The following is a 23,236-nucleotide window of genomic DNA, read 5'->3' as shown; positions in this document are numbered from 1 at the left end:
CAATGCATCGCGCGGGCCAATAGGCCGCAGAAAGTACAAATACACAGATACTATTTACGAAACTTGATCTAATTCCCGGGTCTCGGCGGCGCACCGCCGTTCAAAGTCACCGCATAGGCACGCGCCGCGTCCGCAGGGACGCCGAGCGTATAGTGAGTGTCCGCAATCGATGTGACCAGCGGAACAAACACGGTATCATTGGGCAGCGACGTCCAAATCGTATAACTATTCGCCTCGTGCGCAACCCAATGTAAACTTAATATGCCGTTCTGCGAGGCAATCACCGTCTGCGGTACGAACGGTGTGCCCCCCTGAAGCAGGAAACTCACGCCGGTTCCGCCCGCATCTTCATCCGACGACTGAATTGTAAGCGGCAGGGACATAACGCCCTGACTGAGCGAATTATTTTTGAACCGCAGGCGAATCTCCTGAACACCTTGCGGAGGAACCACCGCGTAACTACCGCTCAAGATACGCAGCGAAGCATCGGCGGTGTCCGGTCGCGCAATGCGCAGAGTCATCAGACTGTCCACCAGACTGCCGTTGTGGGAAAGCTGCAGGGTCTGCGAACTTCGCCCGCCCTTAATGCCGACTGTCTTGAGCTGAACAGGATGGTACATATGCTCATAGACAAGATCGATGCCGCCGTCCGGATAAAGTATTGCTTGAAACGTCAGCGTATTGGACGAGGGGGCGCCGAAAGGCGGAATGCGATTCCATTGTACGATGAAGCGATTGTTTATCTGGTCATAGTATTCCCAGATTTGTCCGCCTGCGGAGGGATTCAGGTCCGTCCAATAGGCCGCAATCGCGTAGTAGGGGTCGCGCGCGGTGACCATCGGATCATTCAGGTAATTGCGCACCTGCGACCAGAATGTGATAAACCCGTTCGAGCACACGCTATATTTCTTGAAAACCCGGTCGAAGAACGGAAACTCGAATGGCAGCGGCCGCGGATAGGACGTCGAATCATCCCATGTAATACCCACGTTCGTCCCGACATTGGCAATGCTCGTAAACTGGTAGTGCACCGACGTATCGTTGTCGGAACTGCGCCACGCGTAGCCGTTTGCGTCGGGAATCCACTCATCGAGCGCGTCGTCGGATGATTCCGCACGCAGCGGGGCGGAACCTTTCGGAGGGTCATCAAACTCAACTGCGTTCGGTGGCGTGTCCTCGTCCGCGTCGCCTGTCGCGGCCATGGGCGAGGCGCTTGCATAATATGCCAAAGGAACGCTGCCGTTGTTATGAACAAAAATGGACGTATCGAGCGACACACCGGGCTCGAGCGCAATCGCAAGCGCCGACGGCTCAATTTGCATGGACGGGACTCCCGAAGATATGTCCTCGTCCGCAACTCTCACGGTCACACCCTCCGCCGCCGGTACTGCATGCGGCTCCCATGTGCCGTTGAAGCCGTATCTCACATATTGATTCCCTTGTGCGCGGTCAATCCCAATCGTCGCACTGCCGTTTCTTGGAATCCTGCCGTATCTAAATTCAAACACATTGTTTCCGCTTTGTGTCGGCACGACAGACTGGTCATAGATGACGAGCTGAAAGTTTGCACTGTCCGTTGGAGGCGGAATGGAAATGAAGTACGGAATTTCGAACCACTCCAGTGTGTAGGTGCCTTCAGCCGGATTGTAATCGGAGAGAATATGCCCGCCGAGATTGTCGCTGAAATCGTCCCAGAACGGAAACAGCGCCGGAGTCAGATTGTACGGTAACTGCAGATTGTTGTAGGCAGTCGCGTACCGCACGAAGCTCACGATGCCGTTTGAATTCAGAAAAATCCTATTGTAGGTGTTGCCGTAAAATGTGACCGGAAACGGCAGCGCCAGCGGAACATTACCGTCGTCCGCAAGGTTATGTATGACACCTCTCCCTCCTGTCGTCGGCGAAACCGACGAGTACGTTTCTGACGGTCCTCCGGGATCGTTGTTGTCGCAGAGGAAATAGCCGAAATTGTCAGGCTCGGAACAGAGAAACGCCGGATTCAGCGGCAGCACCACTTCAATATCCGTGACCGCGCCCGACTGAATCTGAACCTGCGGCACAACCACCGAGCCGCACACCACACTCGAACAAGCGAGCGAGTATTGTCCGGGCTGTAGCGTCATCACGAATCTTCCATTGGCATCGCTGGTCGTTTGCAGTGACGGCTGCTCCAGAATTGTCAGGAACGCGCCGCTGGCGGGAAGCCCCCGGCAATCGATGACATTGCCTGTCAGAATTCCTTCTTGAGTCGTCTGCAACGTAAGTGTGACATAGGTCGTGTCCTGTGGGGAAACCGAGAGCGAAGACGACTGCGGGCTGTGGCCGCTTGCAACAACCTGTATTTCACAAGGCAGCCATGCGGGATAGGGAAATGTGAAGTTGCCGTTGGCATCGCTGACGGTGTGATGCGGCTGATCCAGAACATCAATGTTTGCGGCAATCGGAGTGCCGAACTGATTCTGCACATGGCCGCGCACCCAGCCCAATCCGGTTAACGCCGCTTGACAGGCCATGTAGGCGTCCAGTCTGCCATAACCGGAATGATTGTCCAGTCCGGCGGGACCCTCATCCACCGCCGTGAACATCAGAAGTTCGAGTAGAGAATCGGGCGGAAGCAGCGGATTGGCTTCAATCATCAATGCCAGCGTGCCGGCCGCAAGCGGAGCCGAGAAGGATGTGCCGCTGCTGGATGCATAACCGGTGCCCAGATACGTCGAGCGCACATCTCGTGACGGTGCGACAATCTCGGGCTTGATTCGCAGCGTCATATCGGCGGAACAGGGAGATGGCCCACGGCTGGAAGACACCCAAACCGAATCTACCACTCCGTCCCATCCTCCGACCGCGAAACCGGAAACAGCATTGTCCGCACGATTGGCAGGATTTCTCATTGTGCCGCTGGCAGGACCCTCGTTGCCTGCCGACCATACCACCGCTATTCCTGCGGCTTCAGCTAAATCAAGAGCCGAATGCAGCAGGTTGTTGCATACGTCAATTCCGCCGTTAAATCCCCACGAATTGGAAAGCACACGGGGGACATCGTCAAAAGTGGCCGGATTCCCGTCCGGGTCAAGTATCCACTCGAACGCTTGAAGCGCATTTGTAATCGTAAAACCGCCTTCCGCAACGGCGGCGGCAATGAACTGTGCATTGAACGCGACGCCAACGGTGTCACTGGCGCCTAAACCGCATTGCAGCCCCATAGTCAAAGTCCCGTGACCATCGTTGTCACCGGGAGTCGGAGTAATCGGTTCGACAAGGTCAAACCAACAATGATTCGCCGGATGCCCGTTGTTACCCCGCCATCTCGACGACAACGCGGGATGCGTACCCAGTACTCCTGAATCGAAATTGGCAAGCAGTACACCAACTCCGGTCAGCCCTAAAGCCCATGCTTCAGGCGCCCGGATATCAGTTAAGGCAACCGTGACTCCGTCATCAAGGGGATTTCGGCGGCCTTCCGCCACGGGAGGGGCTATCGGAAGTAATCCAAGCAGCTGCTCGTCTTGAATCTCTACGACCTCGGGAAGTCGTTCAAGTACGGGCAGTAACTCCGGCTCGCATTTCAAAGCAATCGCATTGGCAACCCAGAATGAGCGAATATCCGATACTTGACCTGCCTCTTCCAACTCAGCAAGCCTCTTCAGCAGGTTTGCTTGAGTTACATTTGCGTGATCTTGAGCCGCTCGAATCGCAAGCTCATGGGAAGTACCAAGGTCTAATGACCGGCCTGCCTCTTCCCGGACATTCTGAATAACGAACGGCTCGGGTTCGAGGACAAGCAAGACCGGAACCCGTTCGGCTCCAGTCGCTGCTGCAATAGCAAAACTGAGCAGTCCGGTCGCCAGCAGACCTCTCAGATATCTTGCCCTCAAACTTACCATTCCCGTCCTGTCACAGTTTTATCCAGCCCGTTCCATGAAATCCCTAAAATATAGTCAATTCGCGGCCGTAACTCCAGAGATTAAAGCACTTTCTTAAAAGTGATTTGCGTCCTGATATTTGTTTTTTGACTCAATTGTCGTACCTTCCATCTGTCAAAACTATTGAATAATCAGCGCATAGGTTTTTGCAATCCGTGGTGTGTCATTCCAGCTTTACAGTAACTTGCCTCTTACTTGCCTGCACGTGTGAAATATCTTTCGCACAAAATCACGTGCAGCCAAGCCCACTTGACGGCTATAGAGCACTCTTTGACACGCTGATGGGACATTATTATGAAGCGGCCGATTCCATCTGTCAGCAGTTGGATAAAGAATGGCCGACTCACCCTGCGGGGGCATATGCCCGTGCAAGTGTAATATATGCAAAGCTTTGTGATTTTGAAGACACAACAGGCACAGCAGAGCTTGAACAGCATGTCGAAACGTGTCTCGCGGTCTGTAAAGAGTGGGAACAGCTGGCTCCAGATAGCGCGGCTGCAGAACGTGAGTACTTGATTGGTGCAGCCTACTCGGTATCCGGTCTGACCCGCCACCGGCAAGGCCGGTCTGTGGACGGAATCCGCCGATTAATGGCCTCCCGCAGTCACTTTGATGCAGCCATAGAACTGGACAGTGAGTTTTACGATGCCTATGTCGGGAGGGGCGCCTATCGCTATGCCGCAGCGAGCAATATGGGGTTCTTCCGTTGGCTGCCGGGAGTGCCGTCAAAGCGGCAAGGCTGGGAGGATTTGAACATCGGGCTCAAACACTCCAAGTTCTCACAATACGCAGCCTTAAGCTCGATGGTTTGGCTCGCACTTCAAGAAGAAAATTACGAACTTGCCGACAGCATGGTCCAAGCGGGTTTGGAGAGATTTCCCAGGAGTCGTACATTCTGGATGCCCAAGCTTGCTCTGGAGAAGCGAACAGAGCAATGGGAGAAGGCACGCGAGTCAGCGCTTGTTTTGCTGGAGCAGTATACCCAACTTGAGTTTCAAAACGGTTACGAAGTGATTGGACTTTATCGCACATTGATGGATTGCTCGGATATGTTAGGAGATTCCGACGCCGCTCTGAGTTATGCCCGTGCAGGTTTGGCCGCAGCAGCGACTCCTTATGCTCTCGAACGGCGGAAGGATACTCTCAAGGCTCTGAGGTCTCGCCTTGGCCGAGGAGCGAAGAGATGACAACCTTGAGGACAAAAGCAACAACAAGGCTTCTGCGGCGCTCGGAGTCCAGGGTTCTCGAGCGACTGGGTCATATCGCAGATGAGCACGGACTGGAAATATATGCCGTCGGTGGATTTGTGCGGGACAAACTGCTGGGCAAGAAGGTCAAGGACATTGATTTCACAGTCATCGGAGACGCGGTGACTTTCGCAAAACACGTCGCGCAGGAATTCGGTGTAAGACAGCCGGTTCTGTTCGAGCGGTTCGGAACGGCTATGGTGCCGTATCGTGGTTATCAGTTGGATTTCGTTACGGCGCGTGCCGAATCCTATGAGTCACAGTCGCGCAAACCGAAAGTTTGGGAAGGAGCGCTCGACGATGATCTCGCACGGCGGGACTTTACGGTGAATGCGCTCGCGGCAAGTCTGAATGGCGAACGGTTCGGCGAGTTGATTGACCATTACGACGGTCTCGGCGACTTGCGGCGAAAAATCTTGCGCACACCCAAGGAGCCGGAACAAACATTTTCGGAAGATCCGCTGCGCATTATGCGAGCGCTCCGGTTTGCGGCACAGCTTGAGTTTGACATTCATCCCGCGACGCTGGCAGCCTGCAAGGCAATGGCTCCGCGGCTGAAAATCGTCAGCCAGGAGCGCATCACAGATGAACTGATGAAGCTGATGAGTGCGGGTAAACCCTCGATTGGCCTCCGGTTAATGCATGAGACCGGAGTAATGGCAATCATCTTCAAAGAAATCTCAGACCTCGCCGGAGTCGAGCAGGTGGGGCAGCATCACCACAAGGACGTGTTTGATCATACCCTGCTCGTCGTTGACCGGATTTCAGAATTGACCGATGACCCGGTAATGCGACTGGCCGCATTGGTTCATGATATCGCCAAGCCCAGGACGAAACGCTTCTTCCCGGAGCAGGGCTGGACCTTTCATGGCCACGAGGATGTTGGTAGCCGAATGTTGAAGCCGATCGGCAGGAGGCTGAAGCTTCCGGAAAAGACGGTCGCAAAATTGACCAAGATGACGGCTTTGCACATGCGTCCCATAAACTTGACACGTGAGCAGGTGACGGATTCTGCAGTCAGGCGGTTAATCGTGGACGCGGGTGCGGATTTGGAAGACTTGCTGACCCTGTGCCGCGCGGATATCACGTCAGCTAACCCCAGAAAAGTCAAGCGTTACCTGACTCAGTTTGAGGCACTGAAGAAGCGAATATCCGAGGTCATCGAGGGGGATCAACTTCGGTCGTTCCAGAGTCCTGTACGGGGCGAGGAAATCATGCGAGTTTGCAACCTCTCGCCGGGTCCCTTAGTCGGAAAGATTAAGACCGCTCTTGAAGAAGCAATTCTTGAGGGCAAGGTTGCCAACGAGCACGACGCCGTGCTCGACTACCTGTACGAAATCAAAGATCAGTATTTGGAGTACTAAGCGTGCGGAGTGTTATCTGGTGGGTGGTCATCTGGGGTATTATGTTGGGTTGTGTTCAAGCGGCGGAACGGCCGGTCAGAATTGACAGCCAGTCTCCATTGTCGCTTGATTCGCTTGTTTCGATAGGGTTGCGGAACAATCCGCAGGTCAGGCAATCGGAATTGGCGCTGAAGTTGAATCGTGTCGGCGACCTTGCGGCCATTGGCCGGTTTTTGCCGACAATTAGTCTTGGCTTGGACTTTTCCGAATCGCAGTTTGAGAATCGCACGTTCCGCAATCCGGACGGAAGCGTTTCCTCGCTTCCCATCAGTTTTGAAGAAGTGGTGATTGTTCCGGATTCAAACGGCCAGCTTCAACTCGATACAATCACGGTAACACAGAACCCGACGGAAGGCAAGTCGCGGTCGAGTTCGTGGAACGTGAACGCGAATCTGTCGTTGTTTGAAGGCGGGCAGCGGATCTTTCTGTACAGGATTGCCCAGGCTCAGAAGAAGATTAACACGCTTTCCGTGGAAGAGGCTCACAAGACGCTGACGCGGACGATTGCTCAGCAGGTTGTGGGCGTGTTGACCTTGGAGAAGGTCGTCGCGCTGAACAAGCGCCTGCGTGATCAGCGGCAGGATGCATTTGATTTGGCGAAGGCCCGGTTTGAAGTGGGCGCGGTGACGGAGCTTGACGTGCTGCAGGCAGAAATCGAGTTGGGGACGGCTGAGAATACGATTGCCAGCTCTGAACGCGAGCTTGAGAAGCGGCGGGAAGAACTCAATCAAACATTGGGAATCGCTTTGGAGAGCCGTTTCCCGATTTCCGAAGCGGGCGGTTTGTCACCCTATCAATTTGAGTTGGACAATTTAGTTTCGCAGGCCTGGCAGAACCGCACGGATTTGGAGATCGCGGTGCTTCAGGTTAAGCAGGCACGGAGCAACGTCGGCTATTCGAAGGGAGCCTATCTGCCGCGTGTCAGTATTGGCGCATCGCGTTCGGCCAGCGAGCAGTCGGGTGCAGATCAGGCATTTACGCTTGACCCGCGCAACCGGAATACGACGTATTATGCAAGCTTGAGTTGGAACATCTTCGACGGTTTTGCCCGCGAATACGACGTGCAATCGAAACGTGTGGATTTGCAGCGGGCAAAGGAATCCGAGCGGGATTTGCGGTTATCGGTTGAACGCGGGGTGCGGGAAGCGTTTCGCAATCTCGAGACGGTATATGATCAGATGCAGATAACAAATCGCAATCGAGAGCTTGCCAATCGTACATTAGAACTTGAGCGCGAACGCTATCGTTTGGGTGCGACCTCGGCACTCTCTTTAAGAGATGCGCAGGTGACTTATGAACGTGCTGAGACGGATCATCTGTCAAAAGAGCTTGAGTATCAGTCAAGCTTGATCGCGCTGGAATTGGCGGTGGGCAAAGCCCTTAGATAGCAAACCAGGAAAATAGAAATAGGATATTAGATAGCGGGTGCTAATCGCATCCGCTTTTCTCTTTTATGTGATGAGAAGATGCAGCGAATTCTGAATGCAATATACACTTTATGAACGTATGTGTCAAGTATTTGTTCCACAAAAAATGCATTTTTATAAACATTTGTTCAGTTTGCAGTTAAAGGATTTTGGCATTGAACTTACGGGATTTAGGGGGAAAATGGAGAGGCGTGATTGGGGGTTGAGAGGCTTGACAATTAGTGATTCCGGCATTATCTTCTGTACCGTGCACCAAAGGGCGGTGCACGATAGGGCGGAAAACATAGCCGAAAACGGAGGCACGCGATGAGGAAAGCACCTTCCACCTTTACCGCAGCGGTTATGCTTGCGGTTTTTTTGTGTTTTGGAAATGCGCAGATTTTTGCGCAGTGTACGATTTGCGTCAGCGCGGTTGATCAAACTTGTTCTGGCGATTTTGAAGACTGTGGAAGTTCATTGGCGGGCTGCACACAGTCCTCGGTTTTTCAGGTCGGTTGCAATGGGTACTACACGTTATCAGCAAAAGTCTACAGTTGCATAAAATCCTGCAATTGCAACTCATGTGTAATTGTCGAAAAGGTCGGCAGTTCATCGCTTGTGGATTCAGTCAGTTCCAACTGCTCAAATCAATTCTGTGACGGACAAAAGTCCGTATATTTGTATGCCGCGTACAGTTATCGACTCCATGTTTGCAAGCGCCCTTGTGATGAGGGATTGGATTGTGATGATTGTGATTCCAACTGTAAAGCCGAAGGCACACTAAGTTACGGTGTGTTGAGCTGTCCATGAGAGCAGCAATCGCATTTCTCATGTCATTCGCTGCGTGCATCAGTCTGACTTCAGGCGCCGTCTTGCGTGTTCCCAGCGAGTATCCGACCATTCAACTTGCATTAAGCGCTGTACTTAACGGCGACACAATTCTTGTTGCGCCCGGGGAGTATATTGAGTCACTAGTCGCACCGCCAATAGACTTCTTGATACGCGGTGAAGCGAGAATTGATTCCCAAACGACTGAATTCTCTGTCATAGATCCGACCGACCTCGCAGGTTCAGACACATTGCGCTGCGTGACGCTGACCGGTGGCAAAGTGAATTTCGAGGATATCGTGTTCCGCAATAGGAGTGAGATGACATGGGGAAGACCCGGCACAAGACCGGCAGGGATAGTCGGCGATACGACAGTTCGAGAGGTCACATTCGAGCGTTGCATTTTTGATTCTGTGCAAAGCGGAATTTCACAAATTGACAGAATAACTGTCAAGAATTGCCGCTTTATTGGATCTCTTAGAACGGCGGTGTACACAGGTTTATGGCGAGGTCGGTTGTATGCGGACAGCACTTGGTTTGACGGTGCGACACTTGGATTAGTAACAGCGGGTCGCGGCGGGTACATTAGGGATTGCCTATTCACCCACCGCGGAGGTACGCGCATGTTTCTCGGGCAAGGTGATAGTCTGGTCATTGAACGATGCCATTTTCTTGGGCTGGACACATTGAGTATTCAAGCTATCCAAATCAGGCCGCGATGTGGCTCAAAGATTCGAGATTGTATTTTCGAGAATGTCAGATATGGAGGTTCGGGAATATTAGAGGTTATTGACACGTGTTTTCAGCAACAAAAAGGCTGGGAATGTGCAATCGAGTTGACTAATAATCGATTTATCGATTGTGGCTCGCCGGGCGGAAATCCATCGTCGGGAGGCGAACCGATCTATGTTCACTGTAATAATGTTGAGCGCGGATTTCTGTGTAAGATGGACAGCAACCGAGTGGACCAAACGCACGACATTCGCGGCATTGCGTCAGGGATTCGCCTGAAAAGCTCAGCTGAGATTATGAGTACAATCTTCGGAGATAGCTTGACGTTAAACAAACCTCAGATAGCAATCGAGGACATGGCTGTGCATGACACAATCTACCTACGTTTGAATTCGTTTGCTCAGGATTTTCCCGGAATGGATTTCTTTGTGGAAGGCAATTCAGTCGTTGACGCACGTCAAAATTGGTGGGGACATGAGAGCGGGCCGTTTCATCCGCAGAATAATCCTGCGGGACAAGGCGCCAGCGTGGATGACAGCATAAGATTCATCCCTTGGCTGAATTCTGATCCAGACACAGCGCATCATGACACGAGCGAGTTTGTAGCGCCGACACCGCAAGTGCTTCTATCTGACAAGTTCACATTGTCCGCCTATCCCAATCCGTTTAATGCTGTGACGACATTGGTAATTGAGGTTGCGCGGGCGGGCGAGTATGAAGTTCTATTGTATGACGTGACGGGAAGAGTTGCCGCTAACGTTTTTAGAGGAAAAATTGAAAACCGCGCGAGTGTTTCAGTTGATGCATCAGAGCTGGCGAGCGGAGTCTATTTTGCGCAGTTACGTAGAGCGGATGGGGTGTTGGCCGTGGGGAAGGTTTTATTGATACGGTGAGCAGATTCCGGCAGGGTGGTACCTTCCTGACTGGCACGATCTGAACCCATCTCGGCGAGAGCAACGATAACAGCTACTGCGCCAGCGCAACAGTCCAGTTTGACAAACTGGTTGCAAGTTATTGGAATTTCATGTATTATATAGGCTTGGGTTAATCCCAAGCCTTTGTTTTTTTGTTGTTAGTTGAAATTTTACCGGAGCAACTGAGTGTCGGACAGGTTATTTACGGCTATTGAGGAGCGGGTGGCGAGGGTTCAGGAATATGTGCTGTCGCCGAGATATGTGAATTTGTTCTCCCCGGAGGATATCCGGGAGGCGGTGACGTGCTATTTTGAGTCGGGGGGTAAGCGGCTGCGTCCGGCGGTGATGCTGTTCTGCTGCGGCGCTGTGGGCGGCGACGAGGAAAAGGCGATAAGTGCGGCAGCGGCGGTGGAGATTTTCCATACGTGGACGCTGGTGCATGACGATATCATAGACCGCGATCCGACCCGGCGCGGTGCACCGACGGTGCACGAGCGGTTTGCCAAAAAAGCCTCGACCATCGCGCGATTTGGCAATAACGGGGACTCGGCGCACTACGGGATATCCATCGCGGTCCTAACGGGGGATGTGCAGCACGGCTGGGGAATCAGTTTGATGACGGAGCTGACACGCAAGTTTGGCATCGCGGCCGAGGTGACGCTGACGCTGATTAACGAGTTGGATACGCGTGTGCTGTGCACGTTAGTTGAGGGGGAAGTGCTGGACGTGCAGTATTCGAAGGAGCCAATCGGCAATCTGACGAGCGAGCAGATTGAAGACATGCTCTGGAAAAAGACGGGTGCGCTGTACGAATTTGCAGGCGCATCAGGAGCAGCGATCGGACTAAATACTCCGGATTTGAAGCATCCGTTGGTACGGACTCTGGAGCAGTTTACGAGCGCGTGCGGCGCGGCGTTTCAATTGCAGGACGACATTCTGGGAATCATCGGTGACGAGAAGCTGCTCGGAAAGCCCGTGGGTGCGGATATTCGCGAAGGCAAGCGCACGGTGATTGCGCGGGAGTCGTGGATGCGGGCAAGCCAGAGTCAGCGCGAGTTGATTGACGAGACGCTGGGGAATGCTCACGCGACGCATGATCAGATTCGCGAGGTGACGAAGCTGTTCGTCGAGCTTGGGGGAATTGAAGAAACGGCACGACGTGCACGGGCACACGTGGAGCGAGGCATGAAGTATCTTAATCCACTTCCGCCGACGAAGTACCGTGACTGGCTGGCAGACTGGGCACATTTGATGATTGAGCGGAAGTTCTGACGGCAATGTGGCTGGCTGCACTCGCGGGAACGGTGGTTTATCTGGATACGTCTGTTTTAGGACAGACGTTATTGGGACAGCCGATCGTCGCGTGTGTGCTGTACGGACTTCTGGTGGACAGACCGGAGATAGGGCTGTTCTTCGGAGTGCTGTTTGAACTTTTGTGGCTTGCGAATTTACAGATCGGCGCCGCGAAGTTTTCCGAGGGCAGCATCGGCGCTATCATTGCCACAGCTACGGCGGCGCGAGTGGCTCCGTCTGAGTTGACCGGAGAACCGGCGTGGATTGTACTGTTGCTTGCGACGGCAATCGGATTGATTTTCGCTCATGCCGGACGTGAGCTTGCACCGTTCGTGCGCAAGCGGATGAACAGGATAGCGGAGAATTTTGTGAGCGCGTGCGCGCGAGGGGACTCGGGTGTGAAGTGGACGCTGGCGGCACTTGGGACGCATATCGGCGCGGGATTTCTGTTCACCCTTGCCGGTGTCATAAGCGGTCACTACGTACTCATGCTGTACTTCGGCAAGTTTTACGCGTTGGGACCGGGTGAGCAGGTCGTTCGAGCGACGGACGCGCTGTGTTCAGGAATCTGGCCGGGACTTCTGGGAGCGGGCAGCGCAGCGGCGATGATACAGCTTGTGTCGCGCAGGGACTGGGTGTGGGCATTGGCGGTCGGAGCGGGAAGCACGTGGGTGCTGTTATGAGCCAACAGAATCCGGGCAGAACGAAGATTTTGCTGCGCTCGCTTGGTTTGCAGCTGTTTTTGAACTACAAGACAATGCAGGGACCGGGCTATTTGCTTGCTTTGCGCGGTGAGGGACGGAAGCTTGACGAACAGGCGACACGAACCGCAGCGAGTTTTATCAACGGCCATCCGGCATTTTCAGGTATTGCTCTTGGAGCCTTGTCGAAACGCCTGCGTGAGCCGGTTGACGATCAGAAAGCCAAGGAGTTGATGGAGTGGAAACGCAGTTTGTCAACGCCGCTTGGAGCAATCGGCGATTCGTTAATCTGGGAGCGATACAAACCCGGCTTGCTTGCGGTGCTGGTCTTGCTCATGCTCATCCCAACGAATAACTGGATGACAAACTGGGTGTGGGGCGCGGCGTCCGTGCTGGCGATTTACAATTTGAGTTTGTGGTGGTTTCGGAACTGGGGATTCTCGCACGGCTTTGCGCTGGGCGAGCGCGTGAGCGAACTTGCCCTCCACTCCGCCCTGCCGGCAATTCAGAAGTTTATGCGTGGATTCGGAATCGCGGCGGCAGGTGCCGTGATCGGTGCCACACTGTCGAGAATCACTGGAGACAGCGGCGTATCGCTGCTGCAGTACATCGCCGGATTCATCGTCATGGTTGGCGCAGTCTATATGCGCTTCAGCACTTTGACGGTCGCATTTGTGACCGTGCTTTGTTCGTTTGCAATTTATTATTTCACGATATCAACACCACTACTGCCGTGATCCAAAAAGAAGTCACTCTGCTGAACCGATTGGGACTTCACATTCGTCCCGCCGCTCAATTGACCAAGATTGCCGAGAAGTACAAGTCGGATGTCTATCTTTTGAAAGACGGGATGCGTGTGAACGGCAAGAGCATCATGGGAGTGATGATGCTTGCAGCGGGCAGGGGGAGCACCTTGATTCTCGAATGCGTGGGCGAGGACGAGCAGCAGCTCTTGAATGAACTGGTGGAGTTGTTTGAGAACAAATTTTACGAGGAGTAATCCGGTGGCAAGCACGGTGAAGAAGGAGCAGATACTTCGCGGGATTCCGGCATCGCCGGGGATCGCGATTGGTCTAGTGCACCGGATGGTGTACGACGAGCCGGACGTCATGCCGCGCAAGCTTGCTCCGTCCGAAGTTCCGAACGAGCTGGCTCGATTTGACCGTGCTCTTGACGAGACTCGCGCGGCGATTGAACGTTCACGGGAACGAGCGCTGGATGTGGCCGGAGTCGCCGTGGGCAAGATATTCGACGCGCATTTGCTGATTTTAGCGGACGAGATATTCCATGATCAAGTTCGCGCACGCATTACCCGCGAGCAGTTCGACGCGGAATACATCGTTCACGATTCGTTCGGCCAGATGATTGAAGTCATCAGCAAAACCACCGGGGAAGTGTTTCGTGAGCGGGCAATGGACCTGCGCGACGTAAAGACGCGGCTTCTGCGATACTTGCGGGGCGAGGGGGATATTATTCCGGATCATCCGACGCATGAAATCATTCTGGTAGCGGAGGATTTGACACCGACTCAGGCGTTGAATCTGGACAGGGAATTGGTGCACGGAATCGCGACGGATATCGGCGGCTTGACGTCGCACACGGCGATTTTGGCGCGCAGTCTGGACATTCCGACGATCGTTGGAATCGGAGATGTCTCCAGCAAGGTTCAGGACGGAGATAACATCATCCTGAATGGAAACAGCGGCAAGGTGATATTGCATCCAACGCAGGCGTCGTTTGTGGAGTACAAAGAGAAGCGTGAGCGGTTCCGGAGTTTTCAGCGGTATCTTGAGGACATCAAGGATCAGCCTGCGATGACTTTGGACGGCAGGGAGATTCATCTTTGGGGCAACATCGAGCTTCCGCGCGAAGCGGAGTCGGTGCTGTCGCACGGCGGAACGGGGGTAGGGTTATTTCGGAGCGAATTTCTGTTTTTGACCCGTGAAACGACTCCGACAGAGGACGAGCAGTTCGGTATGTATGATCGAGCGGCGGAGATTATGGCACCTCATCCGGTTGTGATTCGCACGTTTGATTTGGGCGGGGACAAGTATCACGCAGGAATCAACATACACAACGAGAAGAATCCGTTTTTGGGATACAGAGCGATTCGGGTGTCGCTATCGAGACGTGATTTATTCAGAGCGCAGCTGCGCGCGATACTGCGGGCGTCGGCGCGGGGCAACGTGCGTGTGATGTTCCCGTTCGTGTCCGGTTTCGAGGAGATTCGCGAAGCCAAGGCGGTATTGGAAGAGGCGAAGCAGGAGCTGAACCAGCGCAAGCTTGCGTTCGACCCCAACATACCTGTCGGGATCATGGTGGAAATACCTTCGGCGGCAATTATGGCGGACAGGCTGGCCGAAGAGTGTAATTTCTTTTCGATTGGCACCAATGATTTGATTCAATACACGACGGCGACCGACCGCGCCAACGAACAGGTTGCATCGTACTATCGCAGCTATCATCCGGCAGTACTGCATTTGATCGAGACGACGGTGAAGGCCGGTGAACGACGAGGAGTGCATGTGGGAATCTGCGGCGAGCTGGGCGGAAGTCCGGCTGCGACACCGCTTTTGGTGGGAATGGGGATGCAGGAGATCTCGATGACATCCGCGATGATTCCAGAGATCAAGAAGATTATCCGCAGCATGACGTACGACGAGTGCCGTCGCATAACGCGCAAAGCGCTCAAGATGGACACTTCGCAAGAGATCATGACCTACATGCGGGGAGAACTGAAAAAGAGGTTTGCGGATTTGCCGATCTGGTTCAGTTAGCCGATTGATAAGCGGGTTATGATCCGGCGCAAGGCCTTAGATTTTTGATGACAGCGGCCCAATGGCCGCCCGCGATTTTGATACAGGACCAAAATGACTATTACTACAAAAGCAATTCAGTTGACGGAAACACGGCTCAAGCAGCTTGATCCGAGTGATATGCTGGGCAAGACACTTGAGCTGGACAAGCAGATACAGCGGGGGATAGAGATTGCCGATGAGTTTTTGCTGCACAATAAGTTGAGACCAGAACCAATGCTGGACTGGTTCGGGCTTGGAGGAAGCGCGGTGTCAGGAGATTTGCTGCAGGCTTTTGGAGTAGAACCTCCGGCAATCGACGTGCGTTTGTTCGTGCGGCGGCACTCACGTGCCTCGCATTTGCCGCGACTGGTATGCAGTTACTCCGGGAATACGGTTGAGGCAGTGCAAGCTTTGACGGAAGTAGATCCGCGACAGGTATGGCTTGCGGTATCGAGCGGCGGAAGGTTGGAGCAGAAAGCACATTCTGATCATATTCCGTTTCTGAACCTGCCAGGAGGCTATCCACCGCGCGCGGCGGTGGGGTTCTCGTTGGGGGCGATGCACAGGTTGTTTCAGCGAGTGTATGATTTTCACGATCCTTCACTCAACGCGTGGCCGCTGAAGAGATTGCACGAGGATGCACAGCGCTACGCGATACTTTCACGGGATGAAAATCCGGCCCTTGATTTGGCGGTTAGACTTGTCGACCGCACGCCCGTGATTTATACATGTGACGGCTTGCTTGGTCCGGCGCTGGCATTCCGCCTGCGGGCACAGCTTGCAGAGAACAGCAAAGTGTGGTCGCACGCTTCGGACTTGCCGGAGCTTGCTCATAACGAAGTTGAAGCGTTCGCGCATCTGGCACAGGTGCTGCCGCCGCCGATGGTGATGTTCCTCGGCGAATGGGCGACACAAGGGACGTTCGCCGATCCGCGCGGCCCGATGGAGGAGATGCTGAGTAAAATGGGGGTGGCGACGCTGCGGCTTAGCCCCAGCGACTACTTCGGAACAGGGCTTGGCAGGCTTGAGCAGGGCATCAGGTTGATGCTGCTGCTTGATGCCGCGACGGTGTATCTTGCAATACTCCGAGCGGAAGACCCCATGGAAATCCCGAAGATTACAGGGCTTAAAAATCTCCTTACCGGGTCTTGATTTATTCGGGGGAAATCCGTAGATTACAAGACTTTAAGTTTTGTAAACGGCCTCTGTGAAAGCAATAATTCCGGTCGCGGGAGTAGGTTCCCGCCTTCGGCCCCACACATTTACCCGGCCCAAAGTACTCCTCAATGTGGCCGGGAAACCTATTCTCGGACACATACTTGATCATTTAATCGCCTCGGGCATAGACCAAGTCACTTTAGTGGTTGGTGCAATGGGCGACTTGATCGAGCGCTACGTCCGCGACAACTACTCCATTCCATCAGAGTTTGTGGTTCAGCAAGAAGCGCGGGGTCTTGCGCATGCGGTGCATCTGGGACTCACTGAGCACGACCGTGAAGTGCTGGTCATTCTGGGAGACACGATATTCGAGATTGACCTTAGTGCCGTGTTGAGTAACAGCCTCACAAGCGCGATCGGAGTAAAGACCGTTGAGGATCCGCGGCGCTTCGGTGTCGTCGAAACCCGTGACGAGATGGTATCGCGACTGGTGGAGAAGCCTGAGAATCCGCGTTCAAATCTTGTGATCGTCGGTATCTATTTGATTCGGCAGGCGCAGGAGCTGAAGCAGTCTATTGAGACTTTGTTTGAACGGAACTTAACGACGCGGGGCGAGTATCAACTCACGGACGCATTGCAGTTGATGGTGGAGCGCGAAGTTCCCATCTCCACCTTTGCGGTTGACAATTGGTTTGACTGCGGGAAACCGGAGACCCTTTTGGAAACGAACCGGCGTTTGCTCGACCGTCTGAACGGCAATCATGTGGAAACACGCGACGGAGTCGTAATTATTCCGCCGGTATTCATTCATCCGGAGGCGCACATCGAGCGAGCGATTGTCGGTCCTCATGCGACTGTCGGTCAGGGGGCGGAGATCAGAAATGCGATGGTCAGGGATGCGATTCTTGGGGACGGATCGCGGGTCGAAGACGCGCTTGTCACGGGCAGTTTAGTAGGGAACAACGCGGTGGTGAAGGGGAGTTTTCACCGATACAACCTGGGGGACTCGAGTGCGATCATCGAAGGGCCTGGCGAAGGCGACGAGTTATAGGATTTCAATTTTTCACAATACGACGGAGCAGTAAAACCCAGCAATGAGCACCTTTGTCTTTTCCAGCGAGTCGGTCAGCGAGGGACATCCCGACAAGATAGCGGATCAAATCTCCGATGCCGTGCTTGACGCCATATTAAAGGATGATTCAATGGCGAGAGTGGCATGCGAGACGTTTGTCACGACTGGCATGGCCCTTGTCGGCGGCGAGATAACGACACATACGTACGTTGATATTCCGGCGCTGGTTCGCAGCGTCATCAAGGACATCGGTTACACGAACGCGGCATTCGGTTTCGACTATGAGACGTGCGCGGTCATGACGACGATTGACAAGCAGAGCCCGGATATTTCGCAGGCGGTGGACGCGGACGGCGCAGGTGACCAGGGGATGATGTTCGGCTATGCCACGACTGAAACTCCGGAGATGATGCCGCTGCCTATCGTGCTGTCGCATAAGCTTGTGCATGAACTTGCCAACATGCGCAGGGCGGGCAAGCTTGGCTACCTCAGACCTGACGCGAAGTCGCAGGTTTCGGTCAGATACGTTGACAACAAGGCGACCGAGATTACTGCGGTTGTAGTATCTACACAGCATGATCCGAGCGCAGACCAGAAGACCATCGAAGCGGATTTGAAGCGGGAGTTGCTGCCGAAGGTGCTTGGAAACTACAAGCTGGCAGCGGACTGCAAGATTTACATCAATCCGTCAGGCCGTTTTGTTGTAGGCGGGCCGCAGGGTGACGCCGGGTTGACCGGCCGGAAGATTATTGTGGATACTTACGGCGGGTGGGCTCCTCACGGCGGCGGCGCATTTTCGGGCAAGGATCCGACGAAAGTAGACCGCAGCGGAGCATACGCCGCACGCTGGATAGCGAAGAACATAGTTGCGGCGGGATTAGCCGAGCGGTGCATGATTCAGCTTGCGTACGCGATCGGCGTCGCGCAGCCGGTGTCGTTGATGGTGAATACGTACGGTACGGGGAAGGCGGCGGACGAGGAAATCGAGCAGAAGATTCGCAAGAATTTTGATCTTTCGGTGCGCGGCATTATCACAGCGCTGGATTTGCGCCGCCCGATTTACCGCAAGACGGCGGCATACGGACATTTTGGCCGCAGCGAAGAGACGTTTACTTGGGAAAAGACAGACAAAGTGAATTCATTAGCATAAAAGAACGGAAGTACATGTCAACTGCAGCAACCAAAAGCAAGAAGGCACCTGCGACGACTGCGGCGAGCTACCATGTAGCCGATGAGAGTCTCGCCCCCAAGGGTAAGAACAGAATTTTGTGGGCTGACCGGGACATGCCGGTTCTGGCCGAGATTCGCGCACGATTCGAGAAGGAGAAGCCGCTGAAGGGTTACCGGATGTCGGCGTGCCTGCACGTGACGGCAGAGACCGCGAACTTGGCGCGGACATTGAAGGCAGGCGGCGCGGAACTAGTGCTTGTGGCATCGAATCCTCTTTCAACACAGGATGACGTCGCGGCCTCGCTTGTGAAGGATTTCGGCATACGCACCTACGCCATCAAGGGCGAAGACAATAAGACATATTACCAGCATCTTGACGCGGCGATGCGGCATAATCCGGCCATCACAATGGACGACGGTGCCGATCTCGTTCACGGATTGCACACAACGCACGTCGAATACGGTGAACAGATCGTTGCCTCGCTCGAAGAGACGACGACCGGTGTGATTCGTTTGAAGGCACTGCACAAGGAAGGCAAGCTGCGGTTTCCGGTTTTTGCCGTGAACGACGCGGACACGAAGCATTTGTTCGACAACCGTTACGGCACGGGTCAGTCCACTCTTGACGGAATCATTCGCGCGACAGACGTTTTGATTGCGGGACGAGTGGTGGTCGTTGCCGGATACGGTTGGTGCGGCAAGGGCTTTGCGATGCGGGCGAAGGGTCACGGGGCGGAAGTCGTGGTCACGGAGATCAACCCGGTGCGCGCGCTTGAGGCCCGCATGGACGGGTTTCGTGTCATGCCGATGAAGGATGCCGCGCCGATCGGCGATATATTCTGCACGGTGACAGGCAATATGCACGTGATTCGACCGGAGCATTTCGAGAAGATGAAGGACGGCGCCTATGTTTGCAACAGCGGCCACTTTGACATTGAGCTTGACCTAAAGGGTTTGGGCGAGATTTCGAAGCGCGTCGAGAAGAACGTGGTGCCGTTTGTTGACCGTTACACACTGAAGAGCGGTTCGACGGTGAATGTTATCGCCGAGGGACGCCTGGTGAATCTGGGCGCAGCACACGGTCATCCGGCCTCGGTGATGGACATGAGCTTTGCGACGCAGGCACTGACGACCGAACACGCGATCAAGAATCACAAGAAGCTTGGCATCGAAGTGCATGACGTGCCGGCGGCGATCGAGGACTACGTTTCAACCTTGAAGCTCAAAACGATGGGCGTAAAGATTGACAAATTGACTCCCGAGCAGAAGAAGTATCTGGCTGCATGGGAGATGGGCACCTGATGTTCGGTCTTCACGACAAGACACTCAAGAGACGGAGATTACTCCGTCTTTTGTGTTTGGTGACCTTGTCGATTGTGTCGGGATGTGAAATTCCGCAGGGACCGGGTGAACTCTACTGGGACGTCGACTTGAATGTCCCGTTCGGTACGCGGACATACGGAATCTGGGAACTTGCCGATCCGGACACGACGTTACGACGCGAAGGTTCCGGAGTCGGTATGGAAGAGGACAGTTCGGTTTACTTTAGCGCGTGGGCGAATCTATCGGCGGGTATCGGAGACAGCTTGTATGTCAGAGAGATCGCCCTGTCGATTGACCGACATGTGACCGCGATCGAGGTGCCGCTGGATTATGACACTCTGCTGTTCTACTCGCTGGGCACATTGAATCCGCAGATAGGATCACTGCACGGAACGACACAGGACATTCCACAGCACAATTTACAGGCAACGACGCTGCTGCCCTTGCCTGCGGGGTATGACAGTCTGGAAGTTGACACGGGAAGAATATCTCTCATCGTTGCAAACCGTCTCCCGTATTCCGTGCAAGACGTGACCGTGCGCGCCGGACATGTGGTTGTGGCCACGTTTGACGAGCTTGCTTCGGATCAGCAGCGCGTTACGACCGCTTCGCTTGGAGGTGTAACACAGTACGGAGTGTTTGCGTTATCGCTTCAAGCAACCGGATCCGGTGGATCACAAATTACGATTGACTCCACAGACAGGATTTCCGTGACGGCCACGATTGACACGGTGACCGCATCACAATTTTACGGAATCATACCGGAGCAAACGGTGACGCGAGACAGCGCATTGGCGATTGAACAGCAGCATCACATAGATTTGGTTGTGATAGAGAGCGGCTCAATGACCATCACTCTTGGCAATCACACGCAGTTCGCGGACACGGTGATTCTCAAAATACCGAATTTGGTAAGCCGATTGAATGATACGTTGGTTGTATCGCGGTTTCTGATGCCGGGAGATTCGGATGTCGTCGTGATACCGCTGGCGCAATACAGGCTGCGGCCTGAGGGTGACAACGAACAAACGATTACAGGTGAATTGACTTCACACACTCCGTCACCGGACGACCGTCGCGAGTTCGTCAGTGGCGAAGAAAGAGTATTTGGCAGAATTCAGATTGAACGTCTGTCAGTTGAGTACTTCGACGGCTCATTGAATAATCTTGAGTTAACCTTTGACTCACTCTCGATTGACATTGAGCGGCCTCCGCAAGGGTGGGAAGTCGTGCGACCGCTTGAAGTTGAAGCAAGAATTCACGTGGATCACGGTATAGGCGGAGTATTAAGTTCCGACGTGGATGCAGTGACATGGCTGAACGGCTCTCAGGTCGGCACTTCCACCATTCACGTTGAGAATCTCGAATTGGAAGACAGCAGTGTGACGATTATCCCAGGCTTGGCAGATTTGCTCGCGGAATATCCCGATCTTCTGACTGCGGACGGCAACGCCACGCTATCAGGCGAAGTAGCGGTGTTCAACAATACTGAGGTGTCGTTGGCACTTGAGCTTCGCGCGGCTCTTGCCGTAATCATAACGGACACTTTGGAGCCGGTCGGCACTGTGGAAAAAGTTGAACCCGGCGACCTTGAGGACATTCAGAGCGGCGAGGCAATCATCACATTGTGGAATCACCTTCCAGTCGGAGGGCGATGCTATCTCGTCGCGGACTATGACAGCTTGAATGTCATTGAGAATTCGGAGGCGGACGTTGACACGCTGTTTGACGTGAATATTCCCGAACCAACAATTGTTAGCGGGCGCGCGGTCAATGCCAGCCGTTACCAGTTCTCGATTGAGCTGAATGAACGGTGGATTAACTACTTCAAGTCGGACGGGTTTTTCGTGCGCACGCAGATTCAGGTTGACGCCATTGACGGCGATACACTCATCGTGCACGGCAGCGACTATCTGAACGTTCACGCGCTCGCGAAAGTACGTTACACGGTTGATCCCGGCGAGGTGCGATGATTCCACTGCTTATTTTGCTCTTCCTCTTTGCGGGCACGTCACTGGGACAAGCACCGTCAGGACGTTCGCTTGGATTTGCGGGTGCAGCGGATTTGCACGAACGATCATCAGACGTCCTTCACGGCAATGCCGGCGTGCTTTCCCGTCCAACCATTGGGAAGTGGCGGATTGACCTGCCGGGAATATCCGCGGGAGCGCGCAACAACGCATTCAGTGTGAACGAGTGGAATGACCAAATCGCGCGGGATGGATACGTTTCCTCAGAGGACAAGCGGGTTATCATCGGCAATATTCCCGACGACGGTTTGAATGTGTCGGGCATGGTGTCGGCACCCGTATTTGGTGCGGTGTACCGACAGGCAGCCTTCCAGCTGTCGCACGAGACCGCGTTTGACGTCACGGCCGACAAGGAGCTGTTTGAGCTCGCGTTGTACGGTAATCAACTCAATCGCGGATATAAGCTCGAGGACCTGGGCGGAGAGCAATACTCAGTTTTCGATGCCGGTCTGGCCGTGGGCTATCGTTTTGAACAAGATTACTTCAAGGGTCTGTATGGCGGGTTGGGATTTCACTTCTATGTCGGAACGTTCTTTGACAAGATAACCGATGCTACGGGTGAACTGAAGGCCACGGATTCCACATTGACAGGTTACGGCGCAATACAGCGGGTGCATGCGAATCGCGGAGACGGCATTGGATTTGACCTGAGCTTGCTGGCCGAGTTAAATCAGAAGTGGTCGGTGGGAGTAGCGGCAAAACAGGTCGGCGGGAGTATCAATTGGGTAGTGGAGGAAGCGAGGCTTGACGCATTCGAAATCGACTCCGCCGGATTGATTGTGGATTCTCTGGATGACGAAGACTACATTTCGCGGGCGTTTCATAGCACAAGCGATGTTATCACCGGCGGCAGCATTGAGTCGAAGATACCGACTACGCTTGAAGCCTCCGGCCGTTATCAGTACTCGAAGGAATTGCTGCTTGTGGGCACACTGCGGGCGCGACTTGTCGAGAGCGCACAGGGCGACACCGGCGCTGAGTTTGCCTTCGGAGGGGAGTATACCGTTTTTGGCCCGCTTCTTGTGCGCGGCGGCTTCGGTTCAGGCGGACCGTTGGGAACGAGGCTTGCGCTTGGCACCGGAGTGCGGACCTCGCACTACTCGCTCGATATCAGTTGGGCGTGGCATGACGGATTGTTCACTTCAACTCGCGGACTTTCGGTCGGAATCGGTCACTCGATATACTGGTAAGCGCGTGAAGTATCAAAATGAAGAGGCCGCGATATCGCGGCCTCTTTT

16 protein-coding genes are annotated in these 23,236 nt (G+C 54.1%); 15 read left to right on the top strand and 1 reads right to left on the bottom strand.

What is annotated here, in order from left to right; translation table 11 throughout:
* Window positions 1-68: 68 nt before the first annotated feature.
* Window positions 69-3,884: a S8 family serine peptidase gene (locus HUU59_00610; protein NUO17938.1), complete on the bottom strand. Its 3,816-nt coding sequence runs from the start codon at window positions 3,882-3,884 to the stop codon at window positions 69-71.
* Between the two features lie 272 nt (window positions 3,885-4,156).
* On the opposite strand from HUU59_00610, the gene HUU59_00605 reads away from it, so the two are divergent.
* The 15 genes from HUU59_00605 (at window position 4,157) to HUU59_00535 (ending at window position 23,188) form a co-directional block, all read left to right on the top strand.
* On the top strand, window positions 4,157-5,110 hold the full coding sequence (locus HUU59_00605; protein NUO17937.1) for a hypothetical protein: 954 nt from the start codon (window positions 4,157-4,159) through the stop codon (window positions 5,108-5,110).
* On the top strand, window positions 5,107-6,534 hold the full coding sequence (locus HUU59_00600; GenBank protein ID NUO17936.1) for an HD domain-containing protein: 1,428 nt from the start codon (window positions 5,107-5,109) through the stop codon (window positions 6,532-6,534). Before HUU59_00605 ends, HUU59_00600 begins: the two co-directional genes overlap by 4 nt.
* Before the next feature lie 2 nt (window positions 6,535-6,536).
* Window positions 6,537-7,961 carry a TolC family protein gene (locus HUU59_00595; protein NUO17935.1) on the top strand — a complete coding sequence of 475 codons (1,425 nt, stop codon included), beginning with the start codon at window positions 6,537-6,539 and terminating at the stop codon, window positions 7,959-7,961.
* An 824-nt stretch (window positions 7,962-8,785) separates the two neighbouring features.
* Entirely contained in the window at window positions 8,786-10,432 is a 1,647-nt protein-coding gene (locus tag HUU59_00590) for a T9SS type A sorting domain-containing protein (protein ID NUO17934.1), read from the top strand.
* Between the two features lie 207 nt (window positions 10,433-10,639).
* Window positions 10,640-11,725, top strand: a complete 1,086-nt coding sequence (locus tag HUU59_00585) for a polyprenyl synthetase family protein (protein NUO17933.1) — start codon at window positions 10,640-10,642, stop codon at window positions 11,723-11,725.
* A gap of 5 nt (window positions 11,726-11,730) precedes the next feature.
* A complete protein-coding gene (locus tag HUU59_00580; protein ID NUO17932.1) occupies window positions 11,731-12,429 on the top strand; it encodes a PTS sugar transporter subunit IIC in 699 nt (232 codons plus the stop codon).
* A complete protein-coding gene (locus HUU59_00575) occupies window positions 12,426-13,184 on the top strand; it encodes a PTS system mannose/fructose/sorbose family transporter subunit IID (protein ID NUO17931.1) in 759 nt (252 codons plus the stop codon). Before HUU59_00580 ends, HUU59_00575 begins: the two co-directional genes overlap by 4 nt.
* Complete coding sequence (locus HUU59_00570) at window positions 13,181-13,447, top strand: HPr family phosphocarrier protein (GenBank protein ID NUO17930.1); 267 nt, start codon at window positions 13,181-13,183, stop codon at window positions 13,445-13,447. The genes HUU59_00575 and HUU59_00570 overlap by 4 nt, the downstream gene beginning before the upstream one ends.
* Before the next feature lie 4 nt (window positions 13,448-13,451).
* Window positions 13,452-15,224 carry a phosphoenolpyruvate--protein phosphotransferase gene (ptsP, locus tag HUU59_00565; GenBank protein ID NUO17929.1) on the top strand — a complete coding sequence of 591 codons (1,773 nt, stop codon included), beginning with the start codon at window positions 13,452-13,454 and terminating at the stop codon, window positions 15,222-15,224.
* Window positions 15,225-15,317: 93 nt separating this feature from the next.
* Window positions 15,318-16,397, top strand: a complete 1,080-nt coding sequence (locus HUU59_00560; GenBank protein ID NUO17928.1) for a hypothetical protein — start codon at window positions 15,318-15,320, stop codon at window positions 16,395-16,397.
* Window positions 16,398-16,452: 55 nt separating this feature from the next.
* Complete coding sequence (locus tag HUU59_00555; protein NUO17927.1) at window positions 16,453-17,454, top strand: NTP transferase domain-containing protein; 1,002 nt, start codon at window positions 16,453-16,455, stop codon at window positions 17,452-17,454.
* A 43-nt stretch (window positions 17,455-17,497) separates the two neighbouring features.
* Complete coding sequence (locus HUU59_00550; GenBank protein NUO17926.1) at window positions 17,498-18,625, top strand: methionine adenosyltransferase; 1,128 nt, start codon at window positions 17,498-17,500, stop codon at window positions 18,623-18,625.
* Window positions 18,626-18,639: 14 nt separating this feature from the next.
* Window positions 18,640-19,947 (top strand): adenosylhomocysteinase, encoded by a 1,308-nt coding sequence (locus HUU59_00545; protein NUO17925.1) that lies wholly within the window; start codon window positions 18,640-18,642, stop codon window positions 19,945-19,947.
* On the top strand, window positions 19,947-21,941 hold the full coding sequence (locus HUU59_00540) for a hypothetical protein (protein NUO17924.1): 1,995 nt from the start codon (window positions 19,947-19,949) through the stop codon (window positions 21,939-21,941). Before HUU59_00545 ends, HUU59_00540 begins: the two co-directional genes overlap by 1 nt.
* Window positions 21,938-23,188 (top strand): hypothetical protein, encoded by a 1,251-nt coding sequence (locus HUU59_00535; GenBank protein NUO17923.1) that lies wholly within the window; start codon window positions 21,938-21,940, stop codon window positions 23,186-23,188. The genes HUU59_00540 and HUU59_00535 overlap by 4 nt, the downstream gene beginning before the upstream one ends.
* The last annotated feature ends 48 nt before the right edge of the window (window positions 23,189-23,236 follow it).

The organism is bacterium (genome assembly GCA_013360195.1).
Classification (GTDB): domain Bacteria; phylum Electryoneota; class RPQS01; order RPQS01; family RPQS01; genus JABWCQ01.
The sequence above is the reverse complement of the archived record's forward strand: the minus strand, read 5'-3'. Positions and strand labels throughout refer to the sequence as shown.